Here is a 25,364-nt window from a genome sequence, read left to right as displayed (position 1 = left end):
AAAAATCACTACTGGTCTCGATCGCCCTATATCGATTTTTGTTGGGAAATAGAATATGTTTTTCGGTTGTTGTTTGTCTGGAGCTCCGTCTATGGATTATCGCAAGTTTTTATGCGATGACGAGGCCGGTATCGGTAAATTTAAAGGAGTTTTTTTGCGCGCGTGTAAAGCTAAGTTACGTGCCATCTATCAGAGAGCGGCATTTTTCCCCGGCACACTTGGTTTGTTTATCAATCCTTTTTATTTCGCTCGTAAAGGATTGGCTAAACATATTAGGGAATTGGCTTCCAGTATTACTGGGCGGACGTTGGATGTTGGTTGCGGTAGTAAGCCCTACGCGAGTCTGTATCGCTCGAATGAGTATGTAGGGTTGGAAATCGATACTCCACAAAATCGCTCAAGCAAAAATGCCGATTACTTTTACGATGGTGATTTATTCCCTTTTGCAAATGCTTCGTTCGATTCCATAGTGGCAAATGAAGTATTCGAACATGTGTTCAATCCAGATCAATTTTTGAGCGAAGCAGTGCGCGTTCTTAAACCAGGTGGCATGGTATTGATGACAATACCTTTCGTTTGGGATGAGCATGAACAGCCATATGATTTTGCTCGTTATTCATCATTTGGCATTAGAGCGCTTCTGGAGAAGCAAGGATTTGAAATTGTCGAGCAACGTAAATCGACAGATGATATTCGCGTCATTTTTCAGTTATTGAATGCTTATATTTTCAAACAGACGGTCACGAAAAATGCATGGTTCAATTTGTTCATTACTTTGATTCTTATGGCTCCGATCAATATTTTGGGGGAGTTGCTATTTTTTATTACGCCGCGTAACGCTGATCTTTATCTCGACAATATCGTGCTGGCAAAGAAGAGCAAAATCCTCCATGCATAGCTTTTGCACATTGTTCGATTCAAACTATTTGACCCGGGCGCTGGTCATGTATCACTCCCTTGAAGAAACTGGGGAGGATTTCAGGCTGTACGCAGTTTGTTTCGATGACCTCGCATATCAAGTTCTTCTCAAATGCAATCTTCCCAAGCTGGTAGCCATTCCGCTCGACGAATTCGAGTCTGCTGAACTGCGCGCGGTAAAAGGACAGCGTACCGCTGGGGAATACTGTTGGACATGTACCCCTTACGTTATTCGTTATGTGCTGGATACCTATCATTTGCCGGAGGTGACCTATCTGGACGCGGATCTCTGTTTTTATGAAAAGCCTTCGTTGTTGTTGAGGGAGTTTGAGCAGAGCGGCGCATCAGTATTGATTACCTCGCATCGTTATACGCCCCGATACGATCAGTCGGCAACATCGGGAATCTACTGTGTGCAATTCATGACCTTCAAGGCCGGTGAACGTGGCATGACCGTGCTTCAATGGTGGCAGGATCGTTGTCTGGAGTGGTGTTATAACCGGATCGAGGATGGCAAGTTTGGCGATCAGAAATACCTGGATGACTGGCTGCAGCGATTTGACGGCGTACATGCTTTACAGCATATCGGTGGTGGTGTGGCACCATGGAACGTTCAGCAATACGAGATTAGCGACCGGTCGGGCAAGTTATTTGTGAATGAGTCTCCGCTGGTTTTTTATCATTTTCATGGGTATAAGCACTATTTCGACAATACATTGGATTTGGGGGGCTATCAGCTTGCTCGACCGGTGACGGATTTGATTTACCGGCCGTATGTGCAGGCGTTGGCATCGGCAAAATCGGAGGTGGTGAGCGTTGTTCCCGGCTTTGATTGCGGACGTACAGCAAGGTCGAAATCCTGGAAGGCGCCGTTACGAAACCTGCGTCGACGACTCAAAGGAGAGTTCAATGAATATAAATTTTTATAGCGGAAAGCGCGTCCTGATCACAGGTGGTCTTGGTTTTATCGGTTCCAATCTGGCACGGCGACTGGTCGAGCAGGGGGCGGAGGTAACTTTGGTCGATAGCCTGATTCCTGTCTATGGCGGAAATTTGTTCAACGTCGCCGATATCAAGGAGCGGCTTACTTGCAATATCAGCGATGTGCGCGATCCACACGCGATGGCATATCTGGTCCAGGGGCAGGATTATTTGTTTAATCTGGCCGGACAAACGAGTCACATGGATTCCATGGCGAATCCCCGGGCCGATCTGGATATCAACGCGGCGGCGCAGCTGACTATCCTTGAGGCCTGTCGCAAGGAAAATACAGGCGTAAAGCTGGTGTTTGCCAGTACCCGGCAGCTATATGGAAAACCGGATTATTTGCCTGTGGATGAGTCGCATCCGATCCGTCCCGTCGATGTCAACGGCATCAATAAACTGGCCGGTGAGTGGTACCACCTGTTGTACAACAATGTGTACGGAATCCGCGCTTGCGCGCTTCGATTAACCAACACGTACGGGCCGGCCATGCGGGTCAAAGATGCGCGGCAGACTTTTCTGGGCATCTGGGTCAGGTCATTGATTGAAGGTAATCCCATCAAGGTATTTGGCGATGGCAAGCAGCTGCGCGATTTCAATTATGTAGATGACTGCGTGGATGCGCTATTGCTGGCCGGTGCAAGTGATGTCGCAAACGGCAAAGTGTATAACCTTGGGAGCCGCGAAGTTATTAATCTGAGCGATTTGGCTGAAATGATGGTGAGTTTGGGCTATGGCGGAGCGCATGAGCTTGTCGCTTTCCCATCAGAACGCAAGGCTATCGATATCGGCGATTATTATAGTGATTTCACGTTGATATCCGACGATCTGGGTTGGGTGCCGAAAGTCGGTTTGAGAGAGGGTTTGGAGAAAACAGTGGAATACTACAAAGCAAACAGACAGCACTATTGGGATACCGAAAAATGATATTAATGAACGATTTCAAAGCTGAACCGGAAGAAATCCGTGAGGCGATGCTGGTAGCGGCGAAGCGGGTGCTGGACTCTGGATGGTTTGTGTTGGGCAAGGAAGTGGAAAGCTTTGAACATGAATGGGCAGCTGCTTGTGGTGTCGCCCATGGCGTTGGTGTCGGAAACGGTATGGACGCAATCGAAATTGCGTTGCGCGCCTTGGATATCGGGCCCGGTGACGAAGTGATTACAACATCGATGACGGCCTTTGCAACTGTGCTCGCGATATTGAGGGCGGGCGCCATACCGGTCCTCGCCGACATCGAAGCGGCAACCGGATTGCTTTGCATCGATAGTGTTCAACGCTGCATCTCTGCGCGTACCAAGGCCGTGGTCTTGGTGCATCTGTATGGCCAGGTGCGCAACATGGATGCGTGGTCGGCGCTGTGTAATGAACGTAACATCGTTTTGATCGAAGACTGTGCACAAGCGCATCTGGCCAGCTGGCGAGGGCGTATGGCCGGAGCCTTCGGTCGTGTTGGCGCCTATAGTTTTTATCCGACCAAAAATTTGGGCGCACCGGGTGATGGTGGGATGTTGGTGACGCAGGACGAGGCGATTGCAAAGAAATCGGCGCGTTTGCGTAACTACGGCCAAAGCGTACGGTATCACCATCCTGAATTGGGAATGAACAGTCGCCTCGATGAAATTCAAGCGGCAATGCTCTCGGCACGATTACAATGGCTGGAGGAATTCACACAACGCCGGCGTAAAATTGCGGATACCTATCGGATTGGTATCAAGCAACCTTTGGTGACATTGCTCAGCGCGCCGCAAGAATCGGCGGCTCATGCCTATCATTTGTTTGTCGTGACTTGCGAAGTCCGGGAGCAGTTACAGGCCCACTTGCAGTCATGTGGCATACAAGCGCTCATTCACTATCCGATTCCTGTGCATCATCAAGAGCCGTGCCTTGACGTGGCTCGCGATCCAAATGGGCTGGTAAATACTGACCGGCACGCAAATGTTTGTCTGTCCTTGCCTTGCCATCCTCAGATGAGCGCTGACGATGTGGCGCTGGTTATTGCCGCTGTAAACGCGTTTAAGTGCGATTAAGTACTGACGCCTGAAGGTGTAACTTCGTGCATCGGCTCCTGTTTCAGTTGCTGTTCTGAGTCTATCGTACGAATAAAAAATGATATCTATGATACAAACCGAATCGCAACCTTTGGTGACAATGATCGTGGCCGTTTACAATGGCGCTCAGACGCTGCAGCAATGCATCGACAGCTTTGCTCAACAAACATATGAAAACAAAGAGCTGATTATCATTGATGGCGGATCTCAAGACGGGACTGTTGATTTGCTGAAAGCTAATAACGCGCAGATAAGCTATTGGATTTCTGAGCCGGACCGCGGCATATATAACGCTTGGAATAAAGGTTTGGCGCAGGCGAAAGGTGAATGGATCTGTTTTTTGGGCGCTGATGATTATTTGTGGGATACATCCGTATTGGAGCGAATGGCGATGCATTTGCTGGCAATCCCGCACAATATTCATGTGGCATATGCTCAAATCATGCTGCTCAATGTAAATGGTGGAAATCTTTATCCCGTCGGGGAATCTTGGCTGAAGATAAAGGAGCGTTTCAAACAACTCATGTGTATCCCGCATCAGGGAGTCATGCACCGCCGTACCTTATTCGAGAAGAAGGGCGTGTTTGACGAGTCTTTTCGGATTGCAGGCGATTATGAGTTGCTGTTACGCGAGCTAAAAACGGGAGATGCCTGGTTTATTCCTGATTTGATAACAACCGGTATGCGACAAGGCGGAGTCAGCAGCGATCCCGCAAATACCTTGGTTACAATGCGCGAGATCAGGCTGGCACAGCGGATACACGGGCAAAAAATACCCGGGTACCAGTGGCTGACGGCGATGGCGCGAGTGTACCTGCGATTCTGGCTGTGGCGTTTATTGGGAGAGCGATTGACAAAGAAAGCGCTCGACACATATCGACGGATGCGGGGATTGGAACCCTATTGGACTAAAATTTAATTCTTCGCGATTGCTATCGACGGCAGGTTTAGAGTGCTGAAAAATTTTGTATTTCAGCGGCGCAGCTTTGCATACTTAAAATATTGATGAATACAATTGTGGTATTGGGAGCGTCAGGCTACATAGGTCGACATCTCGTCGCAGAACTGGTCGCTGCAGGAAACGTGCGGGTCAGGGTATTGTCCAGATCCCGGCAACGGGATCTGGCGGCAAATACGTTTCCTGTCGGGGTCGACATTGTCGAAGGGGATCTCCTTGATCCGGATTCGCTGGCAGCCCTTTGTGAGCCGGATTGTACGGTAATTCACCTTGCATATCTTTGGACGGCCGGGGAAGAGCAGAATCTGGCAACTATTCGAAACCTGACAGAGGCTTGCAAAGCTGCCAAGGTAAAACGGCTGATTCATTTAAGTACGGCAATGGTAACTGGCCGGACTCGCCGAGATCAGATCACGGAGGCCGAGGTTTGCCGCCCGCTTACCGAATATGCGACTACCAAGCTGGCAATAGAGCACGCTGTTATTAATGCAGGAGACGGCGGTTTCGATATTGCTATTCTACGCCCCACGGCTGTTTTTGGACCTGGCAGTGAGAATCTGAAAAAACTCGCGCAAGACCTGGTTGCAGGGAAACGTGTCCGCAATTATCTTAAATCATGCATTTTTGGCAAGAGACGCATGAATCTTGTGCATATCTCCAATGTCGTTGCTTCGATTGTGTTCCTTGTCGTCAGAAGCGAAAATTTCGATGGGCAAGTGTTCATTGTCTCGGACGCGGATATCGCAGAGAATAATTTCCAGGATGTGGAGCGTATCTTGATGCGTGAGCTGCGTATTCCCGACTACAAATTCCCGCCCTTAACAGTTCCTCCCTTTGTACTTTCACTGCTCTTGACCTGTCTCGGCAAAGACAACACAAATCCCCGGTGTGATTACTTCTCGGGAAAGCTGACGACGCTGGGATTCCGGAGGCCAGTCGGGTTTGACGCGGGTTTGGCCGATTACGCTGCGTGGTACCATTCTGCTTATCAAAATTATTGACGTGGGGTTGTTAGATGCAGGTACTAAACGTCAATTTCTCCCTTGATTTCAAAATAGGAGGAGGGACGGCGGAGCGTACATTTCAGATGAGCCGGTTCCTGGCAAAGCAAGGCGTGAAATGTACTGCTCTCACTATTGATACGGGGCAGGATAGTGTACGTTTATCGGAGCTTAAACCCGCAGTAGTGGTAGCCATACCATTTCTCTGGCGGCGATTTCACATTCCGAAAATTGCCTGGAAAACAATTCAAACTCTGGTAAAAGAAGCGGATGTCATCCATTTGATGGGGCATTGGAGTGCACTTAACGCGTTCGTTTATGTTGTCGCCCGGCTCTCTGGCAAGCCCTATGTTGTCTGTCCTGCAGGTGCGCTACCGATATTCGGGCGCTCCAGATTGCTCAAACGTTTATATAACTTTGTGATTGGCCGGGCGATTATTCGTAATGCCTCCGGCTGGATAGCGGTTACCCCTGGTGAGTTTCCGCATTTCGAACAATATGGCATTCCACCATCTCGTATTACGGTGATTCCTAACGGCGTCTGCGAAGAGGATTTTCCGGTCGTTGATGCTGCCTCCTTTCGCCAAACGCGAAACTTGCCGGATAAACCGCTGATCCTGTTTATGGGGCGTCTTAACTTGATCAAGGGCCCGGATCTGTTGCTGCAAGCATTCGCGTCAGTAACAGATCGGATTCCCGATTGTCACCTGCTCTTTGCAGGGCTGGACGAAGGAATGCAAGCGGGTTTGCTCGAGTATGCGCGGCAACATTGCATTGCAGATCGGGTACATTTCCTTGGTTTTGTGGGAGGGGCCGACAAGGTTGCCGCCTATCGTCTGGCCACCTTGCTGGTGGTGCCATCGCGGCAGGAGGCCATGTCGATTGTGGCCTTGGAGGCCGGCATCTGTGGCACCCCCGTTTTGCTCACCGATCAGTGTGGTTTTGGCGAGATCAAGTCGGTTCATCCCGCTCTGGAAACCTCGGCTGATGTTGTCGGCATTGCCGATGGGCTGGTGCGCTTGATGGCAGAGCCTGGATTGTTGGATCGGGTGGGCCCTGATTTACAGGACTTTGTTCTTCAGCGCTATACCTGGAGCTCGATAGTCGCGAAATATGTGCAGCTGTATCAAGCCATATTGAAGGCGGCGGTGAAAAAATGAGAGTGCTGATCGTTAGTCAATATTTTCAACCGGAAAGTTTTCGTATTAACGAGCTGGTGCAGTCGCTGGTCAAGCGTGGTCTAGATGTGGATGTGCTGACCGGTAAACCGAACTATCCTGAAGGCAAGATATTTAAGGGTTATCGTGCCTGGGGTTGTCAGCGCGAAGAATGGTCCGGGGCGACGATCTACCGGATACCGCTGGCGGCAAGAGGTACGAATAGTGCATTGCGGCTTGCGCTGAATTATCTGTCGTTTGTCGTGTCTGGATTACTGATTGCGCCATGGTTACTGCGCAAACGTCGTTATGATGTGATCTTCGTTTATGGGCTATCCCCGATTTTGCAGGCAATTCCTGCTATTTTTCTTGGTTGGCTAAAACGTTGTGGCGTGATCGTCTGGGTGCAGGATTTGTGGCCGGAAAGCCTGTCGGCGACTGGCTATGTTCGTAATTCGCGCATTCTCGATGCGGTTAAGGTCGTCGTACGATTTATTTATCGTCACACTGATTTGTTACTGGTTCAATCTGAAGCATTTGAGCCAAAGGTTGCTGCCTTGGCTCCAGGAAAACGGATTGTGTATTATCCCAATTCGGTCGACGCGACATTCGCCGATCCTGCTGATATTGCGTTGCCCGACATTCCGCAACTGGACGATGGCTTTTGTGTGGTTTTCGCTGGCAATGTCGGCGCGGCGCAGGCGGTCGAGGTCATGGTTGATGCGGCGACGCTACTGAGAGATCATGCGGATATCCGCTTTATTGTGTTCGGTCAGGGCAGTCGATGGGATTGGATGCGTGACGAAGTGCAGAAGCGCGGACTGACGAATCTGCATTTGCCAGGGCAATATCCGTTGGAAATGATGCCTGGATTGATGCAAAAAGCATCTGCATTATTGGTAACCTTGGCGGATCAGCCAATTTTTGCTGCGACGGTGCCCAGCAAGGTGCAAGCGTATATGGCGGCGGGCAGACCAATTCTGGCATGTCTGAACGGCGAGGGCGGGCGCTTGGTCAGTGCGGCCAAAGCTGGCCTGATCAGTCCCGCCGAGGATGGGGCGGCATTGGCGGCGTCTGTGTTGCATTTATATCAAATGCCTCAGGCTGAACGGCAGAAATTGGGTGAGAATGGCCGTTGTTATTTTAAAGAGCACTTTGATCAGGATGTATTGACCGATCGGTTAATTGACCATTTTCGCGTAGTGTCTGAATCTTTTAAGGGCAATGTATGAAAGTGCTTGTATTAGGTGCAAGCGGCATGTTGGGAAATGCGGTGATCCGCACGTTGGCCGAAAAGGATGGTCTCGATGTTTTCGGATCGGTCCGATCCGAAGCTGCTAAAAGCTTTTTCCCGCAGGCGATTGCAGCGCGTCTGGTGAGTGGATGCGACGTCGAAAAGCATGACGATTTGGTTAAGCTTTTCCGTCAAACCAAACCAGATCTTGTTATCAATTGCATCGGTCTGATCAAGCAAGTCGCACCGGTCGACCATACCATGCAAGCGATAACGATTAATGCCTTGTTGCCACATCGTATTGCTGCGTTGTGCGAAATCGTCTCGGCGCGCTTGATCCATGTGAGTACGGACTGTGTTTTTTCAGGAAAAAAAGGCGGTTACGTAGAAGATGACGCTTCGGATGCCGAAGATGTTTATGGCAAATCCAAATTCCTTGGCGAACTTCATTACCCGCATACCTTGACGTTAAGAACCTCGATTATTGGTCACGAACTGCAAAGCGCTCATGGCTTGATCGGCTGGTTCCTGGCGCAAAAAGAACGCTGCAACGGGTATAGCAAGGCTATTTTTTCCGGTTTGCCGACGGTCGCGTTGGCGCAGTTCATCCGCGATGTCGTGATTTCAAAGCCTGAATTGTCGGGGCTTTATCACCTCGCGGCACAGCCGATTTCAAAATATGATCTGCTGCGCCTGGTGGCGGACGTCTACGGCAAAGCAATCGAGATTTTGCCCGACGCGCATTTAGTCATCGATCGTTCGTTAAACGCCGATAAGCTACGTGGCGCCACGGGGTATGTGGCGCCGGACTGGCGCACGCTGATTGAATTAATGCATTCCTATAAATAACTTAAATTTTATATATATGTTTAACGACAAAGTATTGATGATTACCGGTGGAACGGGTTCTTTTGGTAATGCCGTTCTCAAACGATTTTTGTCTACGGAAGTGCGCGAAATCCGTATTTTCAGCCGCGATGAAAAAAAACAAGAAGATATGCGGATTGCACTGAATAATCCGAAATTGAAGTTTTATATCGGCGACGTTCGCAATTACGACAGCGTTCATGAGGCGATGAAAGGCGTGGATTACCTATTCCATGCCGCGGCTTTGAAGCAAGTTCCGTCCTGTGAGTTTTATCCGATGGAGGCTGTGCGCACTAACGTTCTCGGTACCGAAAATGTATTGAACGCAGCGATCGCCAGTAATGTGAAACGCGTGGTTGTGTTAAGTACGGATAAAGCCGTCTATCCGATTAACGCGATGGGTATTTCCAAGGCCATGATGGAAAAGCTGATGGTCGCCAAATCGAGAATGCGATCACCAGGCGAAACTGTCATCTGTGCTACGCGATACGGCAACGTCATGGCTTCCAGAGGATCGGTGATTCCATTGTTTGTTGGCCAGTTGCAAGAGGGCAAGCCGTTGACCGTTACCGATCCCAATATGACTCGTTTTTTAATGTCATTGGACGACTCGGTAGAACTGGTTTTGCATGCGTTCGAGCATGGCGAGCAGGGCGATATTTTCATACAGAAAGCACCTGCATCGACGGTAGCGGATCTGGCGATTGCATTAACTGGTATTTTTGAAAAAAATAATCCGATTCGTGTCATCGGCACACGACATGGAGAAAAATTGTACGAGTCTCTGGTGTCGCGGGAAGAGATGGCAAAGGCTGAAGATATGGGCCGCTATTTCCGGATTCCGGCCGATAACCGGGATCTCAATTACAACAAATATTTTGTCGAGGGTGAAACCAGAATTTCTGAAATCGATGATTACACTTCGCACAATACTGAGCGCCTCACTGTCGATCAGGTCAAGGAAATTTTATTGAAACTGGATTTCATTCAAGAGATGCTCGATGCGTAAAGTCATGACCATCGTCGGGACGCGGCCCGAGCTGATCAAAATGAGTCGCGTGATTGCAGAGCTTGAAAAGCATACCCGGCATATTTTGGTGCATACCGGTCAGAACTACGATTACGAGCTGAACCAGATTTTCTTTGACGATCTTGAAATTCGCAAGCCGGATTATTTTTTGAATGCCGCTGGCTCGAATGCTGCGCAGACAATTGCACAAGTGATCATGAAGGCGGATGAGGTTTTCGAGCAGGAAAAGCCGGATGCTCTGTTGCTGTATGGCGATACCAACTCATGTCTTGCGATTATTCCCGCCAAGCGTCGCAAGATACCGGTTTTTCATATGGAAGCCGGAAATCGCTGTTTCGATCAGCGCGTACCTGAGGAGTTGAACCGCAAGGTGTTGGATCATCTCTCTGACATCAATATGGTGTTGACGGAACATGCGCGTCGCTATTTGCTGGCAGAGGGCATCAAAGCCGAAACGATCATCAAGACCGGTTCGCACATGCGAGAGGTGCTTGATTTTTATAAGCCGAAAATCGATCAGTCCGATATTCTGTCACGGCTGTCTCTGGAAGCCGGAAAATTCTTTTTGGTGAGTGCACACAGGGAAGAAAATGTCGATTCGCCGGAAGCCTTGCGCGACCTGGTGGAAACGCTTGATACGCTGGCAAAAAAATACGGTTACCCGGTTCTCGTTTCGACGCATCCGCGGACATTGAAGCGCTTGGAAGAGTTGGCCCATGGTCCTTTGGATGAGCGGATCATTTTTTCCAAGCCGTTTGGCTTCATTGACTATATCAAATTGCAAATCGAAGCTTTTTGCGTGTTGTCGGATAGCGGAACGATCACGGAAGAAGCATCGTTGTTGAATTTGAGCGCGATCACGTTGCGTAACGCGCATGAACGCCCGGAAGGTATGGATGTTGGCACCTTGATCATGTCCGGCTTGAAATCGACGCGTGTGATTGAGGCAATTGAAATAGTCACTTCCCAACGGGCCGAAAATCCGAGTCCCGTTTTATCTGTTGCCGATTACGAAAATCCACATGTGTCGAAACAAGTTGTCAGGGTGGTTGCCAGCTATATCGACTATATCAATCGTGTGGTGTGGTCGAAATAGCGAACCCTGTATGACTGAGGCATTTGCTTCGGCGTGTTTTTATCCTGTACGACAACCGACACGACCATGACTAAAATTCCTACAAATGGCGTGAATGGTTTTGTTGGCAATATCCTTTATGAAACATTAACCCCCTCGGGCGATGAATTTTGTTCCGGCTGTGCTGCAAGTTCAGCACAGCCGGCAATTCTCCAATGGTGGTTTGAATACAGGAACCCAATGGGAAAATCTGTGGCCCAGATCTGATGCCATTACTCACTTGATAGCACCAGTACATGTGATGGTATGACCAGCCTGCCGATTCGCTAGCTGCATTTCGTGCCGTGAATCTGGATGGGACATTAAATTTGGCACGACTGGCTAGCCTTCGATAAGCCGTCCCAAATAATACTTTTTGGCAATCAAATATTGACGCCGAAATCGTGATAAAGGCATAGTCCGAGAGAGGGGCTTCTCATTGTGCGGCCACTTTTGGCGTACGGTGCGGGTGTTTGGGAATGATGCAACTGGTCACATCTGGCCTATCTGTCGCTGACGTTTCCCCCTTTTGGCAAGGCCTCACTATCTGATCAAGTCGGAACTAGCGCAGATTAAATGTTGTCAGTTCTCCGATAAGTCAACGATACTGATAAAAACACGAAAGCATACATTGCGTTATTCATTTCCTTTAGCATTCATGGCAAACACTTTCGCCATGACAGCGTTGTTGATTGCATTGGGCTTGACGGGTAACTCTGTCATGGCAGCAGAGGTCGGCCTGGTGCAGAGTGCCACCTTGGCGTTGCTGTATGCCTTTTCTGCTAACGCCCGTAGTCTTATCCTCAGTAAGTCTTCGCCGGTCTCAGCGCATTCCATGATGATGGCTCGCTTGTTATTGCTGCTTCCACTCGCGGCTGTCTCCTATTGGCTAAGCGTAAATGTGGGCGGAGTAGCGTCGTTCCTGGCCATTATTTTGATTGCGCGCCGTTGTGTCGAGTGGCTTGGGGAAGTTCATCTTAGCGAAATGGAGCGTTTGGGAAATCAAGACGTTGCGCGCCAGTATTTTTTACACCAATCCGTCTTGCTGGCGGTTGCGATGGTCTGGCTGATCGGACATTTTCCCTTTCCGTTATTGGGGCTGTCCATTTGGGCCTTTTTACCACTTGTATTTAGTGCCAGATTTATCTGGACATCCGTTACTACCAGCTCAACCGCATTGACTGGCGTTATCGCTAAAATATTACCGCATCTGGGCTCAACGGCAATCATAGGAATCACGGTTTACGTATTTCGTTTGTTAATTTTGCTCATCGTGGGCAAAGAAACGGCCGGTGATTTATACACAGCGTTCGCCATTGGCGGCTTGACCGGGTCGGTCTTCGCAAATGCCTTGGGAGCCAGTATTGCGCTTCATGAGCAGCGCGGCGGGAAGCGCTATTTCCCGCGACTGCTGCGTCATGTATTAAATTTATCGCTACTGATCGGCATATTCATTTTTATTGCCGCATTTCAGAAATTTTCTGTGTTGAGCTGGACCGGGAAATCCTATTTCTTCTGGGAGGCTACCGGTCTCGCCATGATCGGCGGTGTCGTGATGGTCTATGCACAGCGGGTACGATTCAGGTTGCTGCAGCATGACGAAGAGCATGATGTGTTTGGCCCGGATGTGTTGATGAACATACTTATTATTGCGTTAGTGCCTTTCGTGTTTTACTTGTTTGGCAAAGAGGCAATGAGTTCTTTGTATCTGCTGAACTCCCTGTTGGCATTTATCTTTTATACGAGCGCAAAAAAGGAAAAGAAAGAAAATCAGGATGGGCTGAATACTATTCCGCTGAAGCAGCAATACCTGCGACTATCGATAGGGATTTTGCTGCTGTTACCGCTATTTTTTCAGATAAGTGCCGGGGTGTTCCGTAATACAGCCGTTGATTTTGACGCTGGTGGTGTATTGCGTAATCTTCCTATCCCCATTTCTGTATTAGCCTGCGCCGGAGGAATAGTGCTATTGGGAGCATATCGCCGAGCCTTTGTTTCATTCGGTGTTATTTTTCTTACCTGTGTCTTGATGGTGATGTCGGCGATTATAGTGACGCAGGATCAGCCGGTGCCACAACAGGCGAAATTCATATTGCTGATCCAATTCATACTGCCGATGTTTGCGTTGGTGCTTGGACAGGTATATGAGCCTGTGAAAACACAAGGGCAAGATAATTCCTGTGCAAAAGCTTTTTTGTTGGTACTGCTGATGGTCGTCCCGGTTCAGTTGGTTTTTACCTGGATCCAAGGACTTGGATACCTGTCTCCCGATATTGGGTTGTTTGCCGTATATCAAGATTTGCAATATGTATCGGTGATATTTATCGCTGCCTATCTTTTGGCTTTATTCTCCCTTTGGAATGTCGCCAGGTACAAGTTTGCTTTGCTTATTCTCTTGCCGTTGATGGCGGTTTATGCCGTAGCTTCAATGTCGATGCTCGCGATGGGATTGTTGTTTGTCGGGCTACTAATTTTTTCTCTGTTCCATTTAGTAGTGAATGCAGAAAAAGTGCCATTCGTCGGATTGTTGCTGGTGCTTGTTTTTGCGGGGAGCTACTTTTACTTTGAAAAAGAAAAGATGGCATTCAAATTTGGATCAATAGAGACTGAGAAATCTGAGAGTAGTGTCGCGTCGGCGCGCAACGCAGCGCTGTATCTTGCGGTGCCAGGGAATGTGGTACAGGCAGGAATTGAAATACCCAATGGAATAGTTTCAAGTGTTGATCAGCGGCTCGATCATTGGAAGTATTATTTTTCCCAAATAACGAATGGTCCGAAATCATTTTTCCTCGGCGTTAGTGCTCCTCCTGACCGTGACCGATATCCGAGTGCCTATAATTATTACCTGGATTTCATTTATAACTTTGGCGTACTGGCTTTTTTTCCGTTGTTATTCGTTATCGGATCCACTCTCGTTCAAATAGTTATTTGCAGGCGAGAAGTATTTGAATCGCCAGCCCTGTTAGGGCTAGGTCTGGTAGTCCTCTTCCTGCTGATAGTGGATAACTCACTGAAAGTTGGTCTCAGGCAGCCGTATCCCGGGATATTTACTTTTTTTCTGTGGGGAATCCTCTTGACCAAGTTGTCTAAAATCACCAGTAAAAAAAATCATGCATTTTTTGAATAAAACCATTCCCAAACTTCCTCAAGTTTGCCTCTCTTTGTTTTGCGGGGTAATGGCGGTATTAACTGTTATTGCCAGTATTAATTACCCGGGACAAGCACATATCTATCTGTTATTCACGGTGATTTCGAATGTACTGCTTTATGTCGGATTTCGAAAAAAAGCGCTTTTCTTTGATGCATTTATTGGTGTTTTTTTCTGGCTCGGCTTCTGGCTTAAGGTCACCCTCAGGGTCGGTTTCACAAACGGCGTGTTTCGAGAATCCACTGGAGTTTTTGATGGCTCCGGAGCAGAATTCGACCGTGGCTTGCTCGTCGCCTCATGTGGCTTGTTGGCGCTGATCGTCGCGACGTTGATCAGAGAAAGATTTTTTTGTTACCAAAGAATACAGAGTCATGAAGTTACCCAACCGGGACTTTTCAACTTTTACCAAAAAAATCGCAAACTGGTGTTGACGGCCTTTGTGCTTTTACTTCTCGCTGTCGGAATATCTAATGTCTACTTTGGCATCTACCAGCGGGGCGAAGTACCTCATACTATTCTCCCCTATGGACTTGGGGGTATTTATAAGTGGCTGCTGCTGTTTGGTTTGTCTTCTTTTGCCGCAGTAATACTTAAGTTTGAGTATCACTCAGGTAAAAGTAATTCATACCTTGTGGCGATATTAAGCTTGCTGGAAAATTTTATTTCGAATGTTTCGCTGTTGAGCAGAGGGATGATTTTAAATTCGGCAGCGTTGTTTTACGGATTATTCAAGGACTGGAAATCCAATTCCATTATCTTGAGAGGCCGATTTTTAATCACCATATCCCTGATATTTGTTTTGTTTTTTGCGGGCTCAGTGTTCGCAGTGAATTATTTGCGATCCAATGCCGCAGCTTTGGGTTTTATCAGGGGTTACTCAACTGAAATTGATGCAGAATTATTCCGACATGAAGAGGATTTGGCGGCTGTACAGGGAATGACAACGCCTCTTTTTATCGACCGTTGGGTAGGTATAGAAGGGGTCTTGGCGGTATCGAGTTCAAACAAGGTTGGGTGGGATTTATGGCGCCAAGCCTGGAGTGAGGTCTATTCGGATCACAGCACAAGTTTTTATGATTTGAATCTGGTCAAATCGCCCTATCTGACAATGGATACGACAAAGAATCACTATATTTCATTGCCAGGGATTGTTGCCTTCCTTTTTTACCCTGGTTCGTTCTTGTTCCTGTTCGGGGGAATGTTCTTGATCGGTCTCATTGGTGCCGGAATTGAATTCATTACATATAAATTAGGGGGGCGAAACCTGATTCTATGTTCATTGTTGGGACAGGTTGTCGCTTTCAGATTTGCTAGTTTTGGATATGCACCAAACCAGACGTATTTACTTTTTGGCTCATTATTTCTTAACCTGATTATTATCTATGCTGCCGATAAAATTTTATCGCTCCGCGGTCGTCGTCCAGACGTTCCGGCTAGACAACGCCATTGAGAATTTCTTTGTGGCTGAATGCGTCCGCGTAGAAATACGGCTGCCCTACTCCTTGCTCGGTATAAAGCAAGTTGCGGCATATTGCTAGCAAGTCGTACTATAAATGCCTAATGTAGCAGTTAAAATACAATGCTCATAAGAAACACTCCGGGATAGCTGCTGGTAAAAAGATCATATTCGCTGGCGCAGGTAGTAATTCTTTCAATGGATAATTTCCGGGGAGTGTTAAAAATTACCTGTGAACATGAAACAATAGCGGAATGAAAAGATTATTTGATCTCACATTGGCTTTGCTGGCTGGTTTGGTGTTGTTGCTTCCGATCGTGGTCATATCGCTGGTGGTTCGGATTACCTCGCCCGGCCCGATATTTTATTGGTCGGACCGCGTCGGTAAACGCAACGTCTTGTTCAAGATGCCAAAATTCCGCACGATGCGAACGGGAACCCCTGCGGTTGCGACCCATTTACTTCCCAATCCTTCGGCATATCTGACGCCGGTTGGCAGCTTTTTGCGGAAAAGCAGTCTCGATGAATTGCCTCAGCTGTGGAGCATCCTCAAAGGCGATATGAGCTTTGTCGGACCTCGTCCGGCATTATTCAACCAGCACGATCTGATTGCGTTGCGTACTCGATGCAGCGTTGATCAGTTGCTGCCGGGCTTGACCGGTTGGGCTCAAGTCAATGGCAGAGATGAGTTGCCGATACCGGAAAAGGTCAGATTGGATGAAGAATATTTAAAAAAAATGAGCATGCGTTTCGATATTCGGATTCTTTGTCTTACCTTTAAAAAAGTCTTGATGCGCGACGGCGTGAAGCATTGACTCTCTTCTTATAATTGTTGGCCATATGCAAAATTACGTAATTCAGCTGTCCAGACGGACCAAGCAAGGTATTGTTGGTGCGGCCGATGTGCTGATGTCTTTGTTGGCCACCTGGCTGGCGTTTTCGTTGCGGTTAGACAGTTTTGACATGCCGCAAGGGTATCAGTGGCATGTTTACCAACTGGCGATTTTCATTTCCTTGCCGATCATGATCCGTTTCGGTCTGTATCGTGCAGTGTTTCGCTATGCCGGTATGTCTGCAATGATGACGATTACCAAGGCGATTGCGCTTTATGGGGTTGTTTTCTTTGCGCTCTTGGTATGGCTCACATTACCGGGTGTTCCGCGCACCGTCGGCGTGCTTCAGCCGTTGCTATTTTTGGTCATGGTTGGCAGCAGTCGCGCGTTTGCGCGGTTTTGGCTTACGCGTGTCACTGGAGATCGTCGTGCTGAAAGAGAGGCGCGCTTGCTGATTTACGGTGCTGGTACTGCAGGTGCCCAGATCGCCGATATCATGCAGAAAAAGCAACAATTGAATCTCATTGGATTTCTGGACGACGACCCGCAACTTGTCGGTAAAACCATTAATGGTCATATGGTGTATCGCCTGGAAGATATCGGACGGTTGGTGGATCTGTATGCGGTAACGGACATTCTGCTGGCGATGCCCTCAATCAGTCGTTCACGTCGCAATGAGATACTCTCTGTTTTACGCCAGTATCACGTCCGGATTCGCTCCTTGCCCGATCTCTCTGATTTGGCGCAAGGAAAGGCGACGATTGCCGATATTCATGAACTCGACATTGTTGACTTGTTGGGACGAGAACCTGTTCTGCCCAATCCTGCGCTGATCAGCCGTAATATCCGTGGAAAAGTCGTGATGGTGACTGGCGCGGGTGGCAGTATCGGCTCCGAATTATGTCGCCAGATAATTGCGGTCAAGCCGGCGAAGTTGTTGCTACTGGAGCATAGCGAGTTCAGTCTGTATCAAATTCATAGCGATCTCATCGCCTTGGCCATTGAATTGAATGCAGCGACAGAATTGATTCCATTGCTTGGCAGCGTGCGTGATTATGAGCGAATTCGGGAGGTGTGTACCGTCTGGACGCCGCACACCATTTTTCACGCTGCTGCTTACAAGCATGTGCCATTGGTCGAACACAATCCTGCCGAAGGCGTACGCAACAATGTGTTTGGCACCTATAACGTCGCCCGTGCGGCCGTCGAAAGCGGCGTCGCCGATTTTGTCCTGGTCAGCACGGACAAGGCGGTGCGGCCGACGAATATCATGGGCGCAAGCAAACGTTTGGCGGAAATGATTTTGCAGGCGCTGGCGACCAGCACCGCTCCCGTTTTTGAAAATACCCCTCTCGGTGTTGAGCCTGTACCACGCCGGACACGCTTTTCCATGGTGCGATTCGGCAATGTGTTGGGTTCATCCGGATCTGTTGTGCCGTTGTTTCGGCAGCAGATCAAGGAGGGGGGGCCTGTTACCGTAACGGATCTGGAGGTGACGCGCTATTTCATGACGATCCCCGAGGCTGCGCAGTTGGTCGTGCAGGCGGGCGCGATGGCTGAAGGTGGCGATGTCTTTGTCCTCGACATGGGAGAACCGGTCAAAATTATTGATCTGGCCTACCGGATGGTTGAGTTGTCGGGTCTGTTGGTGAAGGATAACCGAAACGTGACTGGCGACATTGAGATCAAAGTAACCGGATTGCGCCCCGGTGAAAAACTGTATGAAGAGTTATTGATCGGGGAAAATCCGCAGCCTACCGCACACTCCCGGATCATGAAAGCCCATGAAGATTTCTTGCCTTGGGAGGCATTGTCCGGCGAACTTAAATTGCTTGCACTTGCGGTACAGGATAATCAGGTTGAGGTAATTCGCGCGACCTTAAGCAGACTCGTGACCGGTTATACCGCGCACGCCGAATTGGTTGACCTAGTTTATTTGAAAGAGAACGCATCTGTTGTGTAATACCAGATAATTTTTATCCACCCACGTTGATGTCATTGATCTCGCGTGGTCGTGACATCGATGGTGTATTTCGACACCCACGCACTTGGTATGCAATCGGGCGTAATGATCACCGGAAGCAATAAGTCTCCTAATTTCAATGGTTCCAAGATGGTGCTGGTCGGTGAAACGATTTACGGCTATACCATTCAGGCGCTATATCAGGCGATCCTGAAAAAATGATTTCCTGGAAGGCTTGGGCGCGTATCGTACACACGGCATCCGCGCCACCTACATTGCGAGCATGATCAGTGTTGACGATCTATATTTTTCAAATGCAACGCAAATGTGTCACCAAGATCGTGGCTAGCTGAGACTGAGATATGCCCAGCATCTCGGTACAAGATCTGATTGTCTATTATGTTGCTGCAAATGTTATTGGGGCAAAAGAAGGACCTAAGATCTAGCAATTCAATACCTAGTGTCATAGCTGTGTTTGATATTGCGTCGCGCGCCGCAATTTGAAATTCATTTTGATACGCTATAGTCGTCTCCACTTTTTGTGGGCACGAATGATTGAGTATGGAAATTGCGGTACATTTTGCATTGTCAAACATAACCTTGGACTCTAAGGTTACGAATTTAGGAACTGGCTGTAATAACAGTACTTTGTGACCCTGTTTCAGCATTCGTTGTACTGTTGAACGGTACTCATTACTAACGTAGTTAATGGCAGTTTCATAGTGATTCGTTTCCTCTAATCTTGAAGGCCCAACGGATAAACCCTTGTACCAATTGGAATCAGAAATACTGAAAATGACAACGCCAGGAGTGGAGTTTCCAAGAAGTGTCATTGTCTTATCGACGAAATTTAGGCATTGCTCTTGTGCAATATCGTTTCTATCGCCCCAAGAGCGTCCTACGAAGGCGCAACCACCTTTTGTGACAATCGTAACAGGGCTACCCAGTTTGGTACTGGCAGCTATTAATGCTTCACTAAAATGGTCTGCGTTGGAGTCCCCAATCAAATATAGAGGAGTGCCATCCTGTGCAGCGTTCCACGTACACGCTTTATCTGGCAGTGAGGATGGCACATATCCATATCCGCAACCTGCTCGCACAGAAGAATGATAAGTGTCGACCAATTTTTGATATCTGATGATATCGTCAAACCAATAACCATTTTTGCTTGCAGTGAAAACAAGCAGGCAAATTGCTATCGGAGGAGTTAACGTTGAAATGATAAATTTTATAGAATTTTTTGCTCCAATAAGTTTCTTTTCTCTTAATGGATTTTCTAACCAGAAATAAGATGCGATAGCAGGAGCAACCGACAGCAGTGCCGCAGTAGTTAAGTACGATGTACTGGGGCCAAAATTTGCTGAGGTAAAAACTATAGCCGGCCAATGCCACAAATACCAAGAATAAGAAATGTCACCGATTTTTACCATCGGAGTGAGGGCTAAGAATTTGGTGATTGGATTGATTTTTGTCGCATCATTTCCGACTAAAATCAATAAAATGGTACCGATGCAGGGGATTAGTGTAAGCGGTCCAGGGTACGCATCTTTTCCAGATATAAAGAAAAATGAATACAAAATTAATATCAGGCCAAGTATGCCGAATATTGTCGCGATTCTAGTTGAGCTGGTTTTGAATTTTTCTCCAAGTAGTGCTGCTATAGCGCCGAGTCCAAATTCCCATGCTCTCGCTAAGGGACTGTAAAAGCCGAGCAGATGAGCAAGCTTTTCGGAAGTCTGACCAGTCATAACTAGGGTCATAAGAATGTATGACAATACTGTGAAGCCTGCGACGATAAACATCGGAGCCGAGGTCGATCTTCTGAACTTTTTCGCAGCATAAAAACTTATCACCAATATAATTGGGAAAGCAAGATAGAACTGCTCTTCTACGGATAATGACCACGTATGGGTAAGTGGATTATCAGATGCGGCGGTTTCGAAGTATCCGCCCGTTAGCTTGTCGATGACTACGTTAGCTATCATTAAAACGGAGCCGAGTCCGGTAGCCGTGGATACTTTCACCTGAGAAGTTAATGGAGAAAGAAAAAAAATACTCAAAAAAATCGTTATTGATACAACTAGTGCCAATGCAGGAATGAGTCGCTTAAATCGATTCAAATAAAAACGTTTCAGGTCAATTTCCCCGTTTCTTTGCCACTCTCTTTTTAATGTAAGTGTTATAACAAAACCCGAAATAACAAAAAACATATCAACCCCGACGAAACCGCCAGGAATCGGTAAGCCTGAATGAAAAAAGATTACCGATAAGACGGCTAGGGTACGCAGGCCCTGAACGTCTAGGCGATGTTTTGCGGGAACCCCTCCCTCTCTTGTAATTGCTGTGTTTGTTTTTTGCATTTTTATAGTATCGAAAATTGCGAGCTTATTTTTTAGGTCGCGATATTGTAATTGATGACGTCTTTTGCTTTAGATTTCTATTTGTTTGCCATGAGCGGGCATTATTACGGATAAGGGATAACATTGATAAATCCCTAATAAGCCCACATGGTTGGTAGAGGCCGTGAGGGGAAAGGTAATGTCGCGCCCGTAGCCGCGGGATACGGTGTGGTCAGTTTTGTATTGACCAGTACCGACCAGACTGTGCGGCCGACCCATGCGTGTAATGGGTGCGTCGGATCGGTGATGCGGGGAGGTGCAATGACTGATTTAGGGAATGTTTTTGCTCTAAACAATGAGCGAGCTGGTAAAGATTATCAATTTGGCTTATAGAATGATCGAATTGTCGGCTTTCCGGTTCGTGATGAGCTTAGCACGACATGTGACATTGAATTCAGGGGGCTGGGTTAGGCCAAGAGAAAAACTGTACTCAGAATTTTGAGTAATGAGAGTCTGCAGTCCACAAGACATCCACGTATTACTAAAGCAAGAGACGATTTTTTGCCTTGGGACGCATTGTTGGAAGAGCTAGATATATTGACTACATTTGTTGATGTCACTGACTTCGATGCTATACGCCATCAAAAAATGCTATATATAAAAGAAACTTTGGATGCCGTCACTGATTGCTGATGGCGTTCAAATTGTATCTGTGAAAATTAATCTGCTATTGAAAAACATGACATCTATATCTTCCACGATCTTCAAAGCTTATGACATCCGCGGCATCGTCGGCAAGACACTGAATGCCGACATCGCCTGCAAGATCGGCCAAGCCTTCGGCAGTGCTGCCTTGGCCAAGGGGCAGACGGCAGTGGTCATCGGTCGTGATGGCCGGTTGTCCGGGCCTGAGCTGACGTCTGCATTGGCGGCTGGTTTACAGTCGACCGGGATTGATGTCATTGATCTCGGTGTGGTGGCGACGCCGATGGTGTATTTCGGCACGCATGTGCTCGGTACGCAGTCGGGTGTGATGGTGACCGGCAGCCATAATCCGCCTGATTACAATGGTTTCAAGATGGTGCTGGCCGGCGAAGCGATTTACGGCGATACCATTCAGGCTTTGTATCAGGCGATCCTGCAGAGTGATTTCCTCGAAGGCTCGGGCGCTTATCGTACGCATGACATTCGTGCCGCCTATATTGAGCGCATGGTCAGCGACGTCAGGCTGGCGCGGCCGATGAAGATTGCGGTTGATTGCGGCAATGGCGTGGCTGGTGCGTTTGCCGGCGAGTTGTATCGTGCGCTCGGTTGTGAAGTGACGGAGCTGTTTTGCGAAGTCGACGGCACGTTCCCCAATCACCATCCGGATCCGGCCCATCCCGAGAATTTGCAGGATTTGATCCGCTGTTTGCAGACGACTGACAATGAGCTTGGCCTGGCGTTCGACGGTGACGGTGATCGTCTCGGCGTGGTGACCAAGGATGGCCAGATCATTTATCCTGACCGGCAACTGATGTTGTTTGCCGCCGATGTGCTGACCCGCAATCCGGGACGCGAAATTCTGTACGACGTCAAATGCACGCGCCATCTGGCGCCGTGGATTACGGCGCGCGGCGGCAAGCCGCTGATGTGGAAGACGGGGCATTCATTGGTCAAGGCCAAGATGCGTGAGACTGGTGCGCCGCTTGGTGGTGAAATGAGCGGTCACGTGTTCTTCAAGGATCGCTGGTATGGTTTTGACGATGGCATGTACGCGGGTGTGCGGCTGCTGGAATTGATGAGCCGCGAATCTGATCCGTCGGCAGTCCTGAATGCCTTGCCGCAATCGACCAGCACGCCGGAATTGCAGCTCAAGCTGGAAGAGGGCGAGAATTTTGCATTGATCGCGCAATTGCAGCGTGATGCGACGTTTCCGGGATCGGATGACATCATCACCATTGACGGTTTGCGGGTTGAATATCCGGATGGCTTCGGTCTGGCGCGTTCATCCAATACGACGCCGGTGGTGGTGTTGCGCTTTGAAGCCGAGACCGCCGAGGCGCTGACGCGCATTCAGAATGAATTCAAGCGCGTGATTCTGGCGGCCCGGCCGGATGTGGCATTGCCGTTTTGAACGGAGTAAGATGCGAGCCCATGTGCCAATAACAATAACGGGTTTGCATTGAATATTCTGATCGTCCGCGTATCGTCTCTGGGCGATGTCGTTCACAACATGCCGATGGTGGCGGACATCCGACGCCACTTCCCGCATGCCAATATCGATTGGGTAGTGGAAGAGGGCTATACCAGTCTGGTGCGGCTCAATCCGCATGTCCGTCATATCATTCCGATTGCCTTGCGCCGCTGGCGTAAAAGTCTGGCGAATCCTGCTACGCGTGCTGAAATTGCCGGCTTTTACCGGCAGTTGCGTCAAGAAGCTTATGACTTTGTCTTCGATACCCAGGGTTTGCTGAAAACCGGCGTTGTCATGCGCATGGCGCGTCTGGCGCCGGGTGGCAAACGGGTCGGGCTGGCCAATGCCACCGAAGGCTCCGGTTATGAGCCGTTGTCGCGCGTGTTTCATACCTTGAGCGTGCCGGTTGATCTGCATGCGCACGCGGTAAAGCGTGCGCGTCTGGTTGCGGCAGCAGCATTGGGTTATACGCTGGATGCGGCGCCGGATTTTGCGTTGCAGGCACCGCCAGCTTCTGCTGAAGTTCCGGCGTGGCTACCGTCACAGCCGTATGCGGTTTTTTTCCATGGGACGGCGCGCGCCGCCAAGCAGTGGGCGGAACCGAACTGGATCGCCGTGGCGCAGGCACTCGCGCAACGCGGACTGATGGTGTTGTTGCCGTGGGGTAGTAAAAAAGAACATGAAGCAGCATTGCGACTGGCATCGCAGATGTCAAATGCACAAGTATTGCCGGCCCTGGCGCTGATGGATGCCGTGACACTGATTCGCAATGCCGCGCTGGTGGTCGGCCTGGATACCGGCTTGACGCATATCGCTGCTGCCTTTTGCCGGCCGACTGTCGAGTTGTATTGCGATTCGCCGCGCTGGAAGACCGAGGGCGACTGGTCGCCGCGTATCGTCAACCTCGGCGATACCGGACAGCCCCCGGCAGTAGAGCAGGTTTTGCGCGCCATCGATACGGTGGCGGATTGATGCACGTCAATTCACCTCGCGAACGCAACCGGGCATAATAGCGGCATGGAATCCCAAATCATCGAAATCGACATTGCCGAATGGCAGGTCAGTGAGCCTAATCAGGCATGGATTGCCGCGCTGGAAGCGGGCAAGGTCTTGTATTTCCCGTATCTGCCGTTCCAGTTGCTGCCGCAGGAAAATGCTTTGCTCAAGCCATCCATTCGCGATCCGAAGGTACGCAATATCAGCCTTGATCTTAAAGGTCACCTGAAAGGTGCCGCCGCCGACACTGCCACGCAATTATCGCTGGCGATCATGATCGGGCGCTTCCGCGATCAGGCGCAGTCGCTGATTCATTCCTTGCTGCCCGACTACAAGCCTTACCTGCGGCTGGCCCCCACCAGTTATCGCCCGACCAAAGTGGAAACGCGTGCGCAATCGTGGCGTGCCGATGACCGGCGTTTGCATGTGGATGCCTTTCCGTCGCGTCCCAATTATGGCGAGCGGATCTTGCGCGTGTTTTGCAATATCAATCCGAATGGCGTGCCGCGCGTCTGGCGCGTCGGTGAGCCGTTTGAAACCGTGGCCGCAAAATTCCTGCCGCGCGCCAAGCCGTATGTGCCTTGGCAGGCCAGTGTGATGAAGGCGTTGCACATCACCAAATCCTTGCGCAGCGAATACGATCATCTGATGCTGCAATTGCATGACGGCATGAAGTCTGACATGGCGTATCAGGAAAGTGCCGAACAGGTCACCATGCCGTTTGCAGCAGGTTCGGTCTGGATCTGTTTTTCCGATCAGGCTTCGCATGCAGTGATGTCGGGCCAGTACATGCTGGAACAGACGCTGCATTTGCCGGCGGACAAGCAGTATGATCCGCAGTCCAGTCCGCTGGCGATCCTGAGCAGGTTGACCGGACGCAAGCTGGTCTGATGCGTCTGCTTTATTCCGCGTTGTGGTGGCTGTTGATGCCATTTGTGTTGGTGCGCATCTGGCGCCGGGGCCGCAAGGAGCCCGGCTATCGCCAGCATGTCGGTGAACGGCTGGGCTTTTACGATGCTGTCGTTGCCGGCAGCCGGCCGGTGCTGTGGGTGCATGCGGTGTCAGTGGGTGAAACCCGCGCTGCCGAGCCGCTCATTGATGCCTTGTTGCAAGCCTGGCCGCAGCATGTCGTGCTGTTGACG

22 protein-coding genes are annotated in these 25,364 nt (G+C 49.2%); 21 read left to right on the top strand and 1 reads right to left on the bottom strand.

Annotation, left to right across the window (positions count from 1 at the left end; translation table 11 throughout):
* Positions 1–91 precede the first annotated feature (91 nt).
* The 17 genes from AKL27_RS12410 (at position 92) to AKL27_RS28405 (ending at position 18,933) form a co-directional block, all read left to right on the top strand.
* Positions 92–898 (top strand): class I SAM-dependent methyltransferase, encoded by an 807-nt coding sequence (locus tag AKL27_RS12410; RefSeq protein ID WP_083439017.1) that lies wholly within the window; start codon positions 92–94, stop codon positions 896–898.
* Positions 891–1,847 (top strand): hypothetical protein, encoded by a 957-nt coding sequence (locus AKL27_RS12405; RefSeq protein ID WP_050463145.1) that lies wholly within the window; start codon positions 891–893, stop codon positions 1,845–1,847. The genes AKL27_RS12410 and AKL27_RS12405 overlap by 8 nt, the downstream gene beginning before the upstream one ends.
* Positions 1,828–2,829, top strand: a complete 1,002-nt coding sequence (locus AKL27_RS12400) for an NAD-dependent epimerase/dehydratase family protein (RefSeq protein ID WP_050463144.1) — start codon at positions 1,828–1,830, stop codon at positions 2,827–2,829. The genes AKL27_RS12405 and AKL27_RS12400 overlap by 20 nt, the downstream gene beginning before the upstream one ends.
* Positions 2,830–2,834: 5 nt before the next feature.
* Positions 2,835–3,929, top strand: coding sequence for a DegT/DnrJ/EryC1/StrS family aminotransferase (locus AKL27_RS12395; protein WP_232310980.1), 1,095 nt, complete (start codon positions 2,835–2,837; stop codon positions 3,927–3,929).
* Between the two features lie 88 nt (positions 3,930–4,017).
* A complete protein-coding gene (locus AKL27_RS12390; protein ID WP_050463142.1) occupies positions 4,018–4,869 on the top strand; it encodes a glycosyltransferase family 2 protein in 852 nt (283 codons plus the stop codon).
* 86 nt (positions 4,870–4,955) lie between these two features.
* Entirely contained in the window at positions 4,956–5,909 is a 954-nt protein-coding gene (locus tag AKL27_RS12385) for an NAD-dependent epimerase/dehydratase family protein (RefSeq protein ID WP_050463141.1), read from the top strand.
* 14 nt (positions 5,910–5,923) lie between these two features.
* Positions 5,924–7,069 (top strand): glycosyltransferase family 4 protein, encoded by a 1,146-nt coding sequence (locus tag AKL27_RS12380; protein WP_050463140.1) that lies wholly within the window; start codon positions 5,924–5,926, stop codon positions 7,067–7,069.
* A complete protein-coding gene (locus AKL27_RS12375; protein ID WP_050463139.1) occupies positions 7,066–8,298 on the top strand; it encodes a glycosyltransferase family 4 protein in 1,233 nt (410 codons plus the stop codon). The genes AKL27_RS12380 and AKL27_RS12375 overlap by 4 nt, the downstream gene beginning before the upstream one ends.
* Positions 8,295–9,149, top strand: a complete 855-nt coding sequence (locus AKL27_RS12370) for a dTDP-4-dehydrorhamnose reductase family protein (protein WP_050463138.1) — start codon at positions 8,295–8,297, stop codon at positions 9,147–9,149. The genes AKL27_RS12375 and AKL27_RS12370 overlap by 4 nt, the downstream gene beginning before the upstream one ends.
* Positions 9,150–9,165: 16 nt before the next feature.
* A complete protein-coding gene (locus AKL27_RS12365; protein ID WP_050463137.1) occupies positions 9,166–10,176 on the top strand; it encodes a polysaccharide biosynthesis protein in 1,011 nt (336 codons plus the stop codon).
* Positions 10,169–11,293, top strand: a complete 1,125-nt coding sequence (wecB, locus tag AKL27_RS12360) for a non-hydrolyzing UDP-N-acetylglucosamine 2-epimerase (RefSeq protein WP_050463136.1) — start codon at positions 10,169–10,171, stop codon at positions 11,291–11,293. Before AKL27_RS12365 ends, wecB begins: the two co-directional genes overlap by 8 nt.
* A 66-nt stretch (positions 11,294–11,359) precedes the next feature.
* Positions 11,360–11,539, top strand: a complete 180-nt coding sequence (locus AKL27_RS27725) for a hypothetical protein (protein WP_157056904.1) — start codon at positions 11,360–11,362, stop codon at positions 11,537–11,539.
* 430 nt (positions 11,540–11,969) lie between these two features.
* The gene (locus AKL27_RS12355) at positions 11,970–14,438 is read left to right on the top strand and encodes a hypothetical protein (protein WP_050463135.1); all 2,469 of its coding nucleotides are present in this window, start codon (positions 11,970–11,972) and stop codon (positions 14,436–14,438) included.
* On the top strand, positions 14,422–15,909 hold the full coding sequence (locus AKL27_RS12350; RefSeq protein ID WP_050463134.1) for a hypothetical protein: 1,488 nt from the start codon (positions 14,422–14,424) through the stop codon (positions 15,907–15,909). Before AKL27_RS12355 ends, AKL27_RS12350 begins: the two co-directional genes overlap by 17 nt.
* Before the next feature lie 260 nt (positions 15,910–16,169).
* A complete protein-coding gene (locus AKL27_RS12345) occupies positions 16,170–16,730 on the top strand; it encodes a sugar transferase (protein WP_050463133.1) in 561 nt (186 codons plus the stop codon).
* Positions 16,731–16,755: 25 nt separating this feature from the next.
* Positions 16,756–18,711, top strand: a complete 1,956-nt coding sequence (locus tag AKL27_RS12340; RefSeq protein WP_232310979.1) for a polysaccharide biosynthesis protein — start codon at positions 16,756–16,758, stop codon at positions 18,709–18,711.
* Between the two features lie 45 nt (positions 18,712–18,756).
* The gene (locus AKL27_RS28405) at positions 18,757–18,933 is read left to right on the top strand and encodes a hypothetical protein (protein WP_232310978.1); all 177 of its coding nucleotides are present in this window, start codon (positions 18,757–18,759) and stop codon (positions 18,931–18,933) included.
* Between the two features lie 65 nt (positions 18,934–18,998).
* Here the strand turns inward: AKL27_RS28405 and AKL27_RS12335 are convergent, their stop codons facing one another.
* Complete coding sequence (locus AKL27_RS12335; RefSeq protein ID WP_083439015.1) at positions 18,999–21,071, bottom strand: acyltransferase family protein; 2,073 nt, start codon at positions 21,069–21,071, stop codon at positions 18,999–19,001.
* A 718-nt stretch (positions 21,072–21,789) separates the two neighbouring features.
* On the opposite strand from AKL27_RS12335, the gene AKL27_RS12330 reads away from it, so the two are divergent.
* The 4 genes from AKL27_RS12330 to AKL27_RS12315 all read left to right on the top strand — a co-directional run.
* Positions 21,790–23,166 (top strand): phosphomannomutase/phosphoglucomutase, encoded by a 1,377-nt coding sequence (locus tag AKL27_RS12330; RefSeq protein WP_050463246.1) that lies wholly within the window; start codon positions 21,790–21,792, stop codon positions 23,164–23,166.
* 48 nt (positions 23,167–23,214) lie between these two features.
* Complete coding sequence (gene waaC / locus AKL27_RS12325) at positions 23,215–24,198, top strand: lipopolysaccharide heptosyltransferase I (protein WP_050463131.1); 984 nt, start codon at positions 23,215–23,217, stop codon at positions 24,196–24,198.
* 45 nt (positions 24,199–24,243) lie between these two features.
* On the top strand, positions 24,244–25,113 hold the full coding sequence (locus tag AKL27_RS12320) for a Kdo hydroxylase family protein (RefSeq protein ID WP_050463130.1): 870 nt from the start codon (positions 24,244–24,246) through the stop codon (positions 25,111–25,113).
* Positions 25,110–25,364, top strand: a 255-nt coding sequence (locus AKL27_RS12315) for a glycosyltransferase N-terminal domain-containing protein (RefSeq protein ID WP_332308344.1), incomplete at its 3' end; no start/stop codon positions are given. The genes AKL27_RS12320 and AKL27_RS12315, both read left to right, overlap by 4 nt.

Origin of the sequence: Herbaspirillum autotrophicum, from assembly GCF_001189915.1 — a bacterium.
GTDB lineage: Bacteria > Pseudomonadota > Gammaproteobacteria > Burkholderiales > Burkholderiaceae_D > Herbaspirillum > Herbaspirillum autotrophicum.
The sequence above is the reverse complement of the archived record's forward strand: the minus strand, read 5'-3'. Positions and strand labels throughout refer to the sequence as shown.

What these genes read in the sequence shown, in the direction of transcription:
- AKL27_RS12390 (WP_050463142.1), top strand. Translation starts at nt 4,018, where the DNA reads ATGATACAAACCGAATCGCAACCTTTGGTGACAATGATCGTGGCCGTT.
- AKL27_RS12400 (WP_050463144.1), top strand. Translation starts at nt 1,828, where the DNA reads ATGAATATAAATTTTTATAGCGGAAAGCGCGTCCTGATCACAGGTGGT.
- AKL27_RS12365 (WP_050463137.1), top strand. Translation starts at nt 9,166, where the DNA reads ATGTTTAACGACAAAGTATTGATGATTACCGGTGGAACGGGTTCTTTT.
- AKL27_RS12345 (WP_050463133.1), top strand. Translation starts at nt 16,170, where the DNA reads ATGAAAAGATTATTTGATCTCACATTGGCTTTGCTGGCTGGTTTGGTG.
- AKL27_RS12335 (WP_083439015.1), bottom strand. Translation starts at nt 21,071, where the DNA reads ATGCAAAAAACAAACACAGCAATTACAAGAGAGGGAGGGGTTCCCGCA.
- AKL27_RS12340 (WP_232310979.1), top strand. Translation starts at nt 16,756, where the DNA reads ATGCAAAATTACGTAATTCAGCTGTCCAGACGGACCAAGCAAGGTATT.
- AKL27_RS12375 (WP_050463139.1), top strand. Translation starts at nt 7,066, where the DNA reads ATGAGAGTGCTGATCGTTAGTCAATATTTTCAACCGGAAAGTTTTCGT.
- AKL27_RS12355 (WP_050463135.1), top strand. Translation starts at nt 11,970, where the DNA reads ATGGCAAACACTTTCGCCATGACAGCGTTGTTGATTGCATTGGGCTTG.
- AKL27_RS27725 (WP_157056904.1), top strand. Translation starts at nt 11,360, where the DNA reads ATGACTAAAATTCCTACAAATGGCGTGAATGGTTTTGTTGGCAATATC.
- AKL27_RS12405 (WP_050463145.1), top strand. Translation starts at nt 891, where the DNA reads ATGCATAGCTTTTGCACATTGTTCGATTCAAACTATTTGACCCGGGCG.
- AKL27_RS12350 (WP_050463134.1), top strand. Translation starts at nt 14,422, where the DNA reads ATGCATTTTTTGAATAAAACCATTCCCAAACTTCCTCAAGTTTGCCTC.
- AKL27_RS12380 (WP_050463140.1), top strand. Translation starts at nt 5,924, where the DNA reads ATGCAGGTACTAAACGTCAATTTCTCCCTTGATTTCAAAATAGGAGGA.
- AKL27_RS12320 (WP_050463130.1), top strand. Translation starts at nt 24,244, where the DNA reads ATGGAATCCCAAATCATCGAAATCGACATTGCCGAATGGCAGGTCAGT.
- AKL27_RS12395 (WP_232310980.1), top strand. Translation starts at nt 2,835, where the DNA reads ATGAACGATTTCAAAGCTGAACCGGAAGAAATCCGTGAGGCGATGCTG.
- AKL27_RS12370 (WP_050463138.1), top strand. Translation starts at nt 8,295, where the DNA reads ATGAAAGTGCTTGTATTAGGTGCAAGCGGCATGTTGGGAAATGCGGTG.
- wecB (WP_050463136.1), top strand. Translation starts at nt 10,169, where the DNA reads ATGCGTAAAGTCATGACCATCGTCGGGACGCGGCCCGAGCTGATCAAA.
- AKL27_RS12330 (WP_050463246.1), top strand. Translation starts at nt 21,790, where the DNA reads ATGACATCTATATCTTCCACGATCTTCAAAGCTTATGACATCCGCGGC.
- AKL27_RS12410 (WP_083439017.1), top strand. Translation starts at nt 92, where the DNA reads ATGGATTATCGCAAGTTTTTATGCGATGACGAGGCCGGTATCGGTAAA.
- AKL27_RS12385 (WP_050463141.1), top strand. Translation starts at nt 4,956, where the DNA reads ATGAATACAATTGTGGTATTGGGAGCGTCAGGCTACATAGGTCGACAT.